The organism is Emticicia sp. (genome assembly GCF_049241225.1).
Lineage (GTDB): Bacteria > Bacteroidota > Bacteroidia > Cytophagales > Spirosomataceae > Emticicia.
Window position 1 is genome coordinate 1 of sequence record NZ_JBMLRC010000303.1, and the last position, 5,217, is coordinate 5,217.

5 protein-coding genes are annotated in these 5,217 nt (G+C 39.8%); all 5 read left to right on the top strand.

The features are described from left to right. Nucleotides 1–5 precede the first annotated feature (5 nt). Nucleotides 6–1,406, top strand: a complete 1,401-nt coding sequence (gene uxaC, locus ACOVO2_RS16305; protein WP_421771011.1) for a glucuronate isomerase — start codon at nucleotides 6–8, stop codon at nucleotides 1,404–1,406. Between the two features lie 115 nt (nucleotides 1,407–1,521). After that, nucleotides 1,522–2,814 carry an MFS transporter gene (locus ACOVO2_RS16310; protein ID WP_421770999.1) on the top strand — a complete coding sequence of 431 codons (1,293 nt, stop codon included), beginning with the start codon at nucleotides 1,522–1,524 and terminating at the stop codon, nucleotides 2,812–2,814. A 51-nt stretch (nucleotides 2,815–2,865) separates the two neighbouring features. Continuing rightward, nucleotides 2,866–3,300 carry a nuclear transport factor 2 family protein gene (locus ACOVO2_RS16315; RefSeq protein WP_421771000.1) on the top strand — a complete coding sequence of 145 codons (435 nt, stop codon included), beginning with the start codon at nucleotides 2,866–2,868 and terminating at the stop codon, nucleotides 3,298–3,300. Between the two features lie 99 nt (nucleotides 3,301–3,399). Beyond that, on the top strand, nucleotides 3,400–4,674 hold the full coding sequence (locus ACOVO2_RS16320; RefSeq protein WP_421771001.1) for a serine hydrolase domain-containing protein: 1,275 nt from the start codon (nucleotides 3,400–3,402) through the stop codon (nucleotides 4,672–4,674). A gap of 271 nt (nucleotides 4,675–4,945) precedes the next feature. Then, nucleotides 4,946–5,217 (top strand): dihydrodipicolinate synthase family protein (locus tag ACOVO2_RS16325; RefSeq protein ID WP_421771002.1); only part of this gene is annotated, 272 nt, incomplete at its 3' end.

Below are 5,217 nucleotides of genomic sequence, written 5' to 3' on the forward strand. Positions count from 1 at the left end.
GAGATATGAAGACGTTTTTAGACGAAGATTTTTTACTACAAACAAAAACTGCACGCACACTCTACCACGAGTATGCGAAAGATATGCCTATCATTGATTACCACAATCACTTGCCGCCTGACCAAATTTTGGGCGATAAAGTATTTGGTAATATCACACAAGTTTGGCTCTATGGCGACCACTACAAATGGAGAGCCATGCGTACCAACGGCATCAACGAAAGATTCTGTACGGGCGATGCTACCGATTACGAAAAGTTTGAAAAATGGGCAGAAACTGTGCCTTATACGTTAAGAAATCCGTTGTATCACTGGACACACTTAGAGCTTCAACGTTATTTTGGTATTCACGAAGTTTTAAGCCCTGCCACTTCACAAAAAATTTATGATGATTGTACGGCAAAAATTCAATCGCCCGAATATTCGGTAAGAAATTTATTGGGTAAGATGAACGTTGAGGTGGTTTGTACAACCGACGACCCTCTCGATACGCTCGAATATCACCAAGCTTACCACAAAGATGCTTCGGCAAAAATCAAGATGTTACCAGCGTTTCGTCCTGATAAATTTATCTTGATTGAAAACCCGAACTTTGCTACTTACGTACAGAAATTGGGTACAATCGTTAATTTTGAAATCAACACTTACGAAGACTTATTAAAAGCCCTTCGCACACGTGCCGATTTCTTCGCCAGCAACGGTTGCCAACTCTGCGACCACGGTCTGGAGCAAATCTACGCCGCTGACTTCACGCCTGAGCAAGCAAATGCGGCATTTCAAAAAGCAATTTCTGGCCAAACTCTTAGTTCGGAAGAAGCCTTGATTTTCAAATCGGCTATTTTGCATGCTTTGGGTGTAATGTACCACGAATTGGGCTGGACACAGCAATTCCACTTAGGAGCATTACGCAATAATAATACTCGTGCATTGAGAGTTTTGGGGCCAGATACAGGCTGGGATTCAATCGGAGACTACTCACAAGCAGTTGCCCTTTCTAAATTCTTAGGTCGTTTGGACGAATACAACCAATTGGCCAAAACTATTATTTACAACTTAAATCCAGCCGATAACGAAATTATCGCTACCATGATTGGTAATTTCAATGATGGTTCGATTGCAGGAAAAGTGCAGTTTGGCTCAGGCTGGTGGTTCCTCGACCAAAAAGATGGTATGGAAAAACAAATCAACGCTCTTTCAAACATGGGCTTGTTGAGCCGTTTCATCGGAATGTTGACTGACTCTCGTAGTTTCTTGTCATTCCCTCGTCACGAATATTTCCGCCGTATTTTGTGTAACATTCTTGGAAATGACATAGAAAATGGTGAAATTCCGAACGATATTAAATGGACTGGTCAAATCGTACAAAATATTTGCTATAATAACGCAAAAGATTATTTTGGATTTTAGTATGATGCAGGGGAGAAAGTGAATTTGTAAGGTCTGATTGTTATTATATTCTTAATATTCACTCATTCGTTCATTCACTCATTCGCTCATTAATTTATTCAACCCTAAAAAAACTATGGAAAAAATCGGAAAGTACCGCTGGACCATCTGTGCATTGGTCTTTTTTGCAACAACGGTTAATTACCTTGACCGACAAGTAATTAGCTTACTAAAATCTGTTCTTACCACAGAACTAAAATGGGACGACGGCGACTACGCCAATATCGAAATTACTTTCAAAATCTTCTATTCATTTGGTATGCTCATTGCGGGTAGTATCGTGGATAAACTCGGAACCAAAAAAGGCTACGCTTGGGCAACGGGACTTTGGAGTTTGGCGGCGGTTGGACACGCATTTGCCAATTCGGCATTCGGGTTTATGATTGCTCGTGCGGGTTTGGGTCTTACCGAAGCAGGAAATTTTCCTGCGGCCATCAAATCTACGGCCGAATGGTTTCCTAAAAAAGAGCGTGCTTTGGCTACTGGTATTTTCAATTCGGGAACAAACATTGGGGCAATCGTAGCACCTCTAACTGTTCCTGCCATTGCGGTAGTTTGGGGTTGGCAGTGGGCGTTTATCATTACTGGCGTAATTGGCTTCGTTTGGTTGGTTTTATGGCAGATTTACTATACTTCACCAAAAGATTCTAAAAAACTTACAAAAGCCGAATACGATTACATTCACTCTGATAAAGAGGAAGAAGAAAATATCAAAAACGAAGAAAAAGTGCCATGGATTAAGCTTTTGGGCTTCCGCCAAACTTGGGCTTTTGCTTTGGGTAAATTCTTGACCGACCCCGTTTGGTGGTTTTATCTTTTCTGGTTGCCAGACTTTTTGCAAAGTCAATACAAACTTTCGCTCATCGAAATTTCAGTTCCTGTGGCGGTGGTTTACGTTATTTCTACCGTTGGTAGTATCGGTGGCGGTTATTTACCGTTGGCATTTATCAACCGTGGAATGCCTGTTTTCAAGGCTCGCAAAACTTCGATGTTCATTTTCGCCTTATTTGTGCTTCCTGTTATTTTTTCACAGCTGGCTGGTCAAGTAAATATGTGGTTGGCGGTTTTTGTAATTGGTATTGCGGCTTCGGCTCACCAAGCATGGAGTGCTAATATTTTCACAACAGTATCGGATATGTTCCCTAAGAAAGCAACGGGTTCGGTTGTGGGTATCGGCGGAATGGCTGGTGGTTTAGGTGGTATTTTGCTCACTTGGGCAGTTCAAAAAAATATGTTTGTTTACTACCGTAGTATTAACCAAATCGAAACAGCCTATTATATCATGTTTGCGATTTGTGCAGGTGCATATTTATTGGCATGGCTCCTTATGCACTTTTTAGTACCACGCATGAATAAAGTTGATATTTAATTAGTCGATGGTCAATAGACTACGGTCGATAGTTCTTAAAACATTTATCAAATGAAAAAAATACTAATCTTAGCTTTATCGCTCATAATCGGACAAACGGCTTTGGCACAAAACACCAAAGCTGATGTTGAAGCACTCGAACGCAAACGCTTTGCCGCTCAAGTTTCAAAGGATTTTGATTTTCTTGAAAAAGTCTTTGCCGATGATTTGGTTTACACCCATTCAAGTGGAAAACAAGATAATAAGCAAGCCTACATTCAGTCCATCAGAGATGGAAAGAGTGTGTATGATAAAATTGATGTAGATGAAATTATCGTACGCGATTATGGCAAAACTGCAGTAGTAAACGGAAAAGTAACTATTACTCAAGGTACTGCCAGCGGAAAACCAACTATTCTACCATTACGTTATACTGTTGTCTATAACAAAAACGGCAAAAAGGGCTGGCAGTTAAATACTTGGCAGTCGTTGAAACTCGTAAATTAAACATAGCACAAGTCTCCCTACTGACTTGTCCGTTTCATAAAGTTGCTTGTGTTCGCACAGGCAACTTTTTTATTATATTTGTGAAAATAAAATATCCCTATGAAAAACCTTTCAATTCTCCTTTCTTTCATATTTCTGTTCCTCATTACGGGAATAAAAGCCCAAGTTCCGCAGTCGCTTACGGTAGCTAAAACGCCCGAAGAAGTTGGGTTTTCGAGCGAGCGGCTGAAGCGTTTGGATGCTCATTTTCAAGAAGTAATTGACAAAGGAATTGCTCCAAATATTGTTACACTCGTAGCAAAAAAAGGAAAAATTGTTCATTATAAAGCATTCGGATACAGCAATCTTGAAGCAAAAACTCAGCTCAAAAAAGATGATATTTTCAGAATCGCTTCACAAACTAAACTTATCACTACAGTTGGGCTTTTGATGCTTTTTGAAGAAGGAAAATTCTTTCTCGATGAACCCATCTCGAAATACATTCCTGCATTCAAAAATCCGAGAGTTTTGGTAAGTTATGACGAAAAAGATAGAAGTAAATACATTACTCGTCCAGCCAAATCCGAAATCACGATTCGTCAATTAATGAGTCATTCGGCAGGAATTCCCTACGAACACGCCTTACAAGATTTACCCGAATTCAAAGTGCCATTTTTCTGCTCAACTGATAAAGATATTTTGAAAGATGTGATTGACAAAATTGCGGCTCGCCCACTCATTTCCGACCCCGGTACACAATTCGTATATGGACTAAACACTGATGTACTCGGCCGATTAATTGAGGTACTTTCGGGGATGTCGTTTGATGAATATTTACGCAAAAAAGTGCTCGACCCGCTCGGCATGAACGATACGCATTTCTATTTGCCCGATGCCAAAGCTTCTCGTTTAGTAGAACTTTATTCTAAAGGAAACGTAAACGATAAATTGAGCATCCATGCCAATGAAACGTACCGAAAATATGCCATTTCGGGCGAAAGAAGCTACTTTTCGGGCGGAGCTGGTTTACTAAGCACAATTGAAGATTACGCAAAAATCTGCCAATTTATTCTCAACAAAGGCGAATTTAACGGTAAAAGACTTTTGGCTCGCTCAACGGTAGAGATAATGGGCAGAAATCAGATTGGAGAAAATTTTGTGTGGGATAGACAAGATAAATTTGGGTTGGGACTACAAATCATCACGCCAGAGTCACACTACGGCGATAATGCCACGGCTGGCTCGCTCACTTGGGGAGGAATGTACTGCTCAGAATATACCATCGACCCAAAAGAAGAAACCATTATGTTGGTCTTTACGAATGTACATCCGTATGCTCATTATTCCGAAATCGTGCGTAAATTCCGAATTTTGGTGTATCAGTCGATGCTCTAAATGTCTGAACTTTGATTTTTATGATTATTGTGATTGATTATCAGAAGAAATCATCAAGTATTTTGGAAAATAGAATAATATTATGACGAACGCCCAAATGTGGAATACCTGCAAAGGTCTATATAGATTTAAAGGTGTGCCACATTTATTCTACCCACAAAATATTACAGTAGGAATAAAATCATATTTTACTTAAACTTTTCGGGCGATAATCTTTCTTAAATACAATTTTCTACCGAATTTTACAGCACGAAAATTTAACATTAAAATAATGGAACATCCATTGATGGGCGTAGGTGTCGCTCTGATTACACCATTTGACCAAAACCACGAAATTGATTACGATGGTTTGCGTCGTTTGCTCGAAACTACGAGCGAAGGAGGCGTAGATTACTTCGTTGTGCAAGGTACAACGGGCGAAACCTCAACCACAACTGCTCAAGAAAAGGCAGATTTACTGAAATTTGTCAAAGAAAATAATCCAAAGAATCTCCCAATCGTATATGGTTTGGGTGGAAATAATACAAAAGTAGTTCTCGAAAC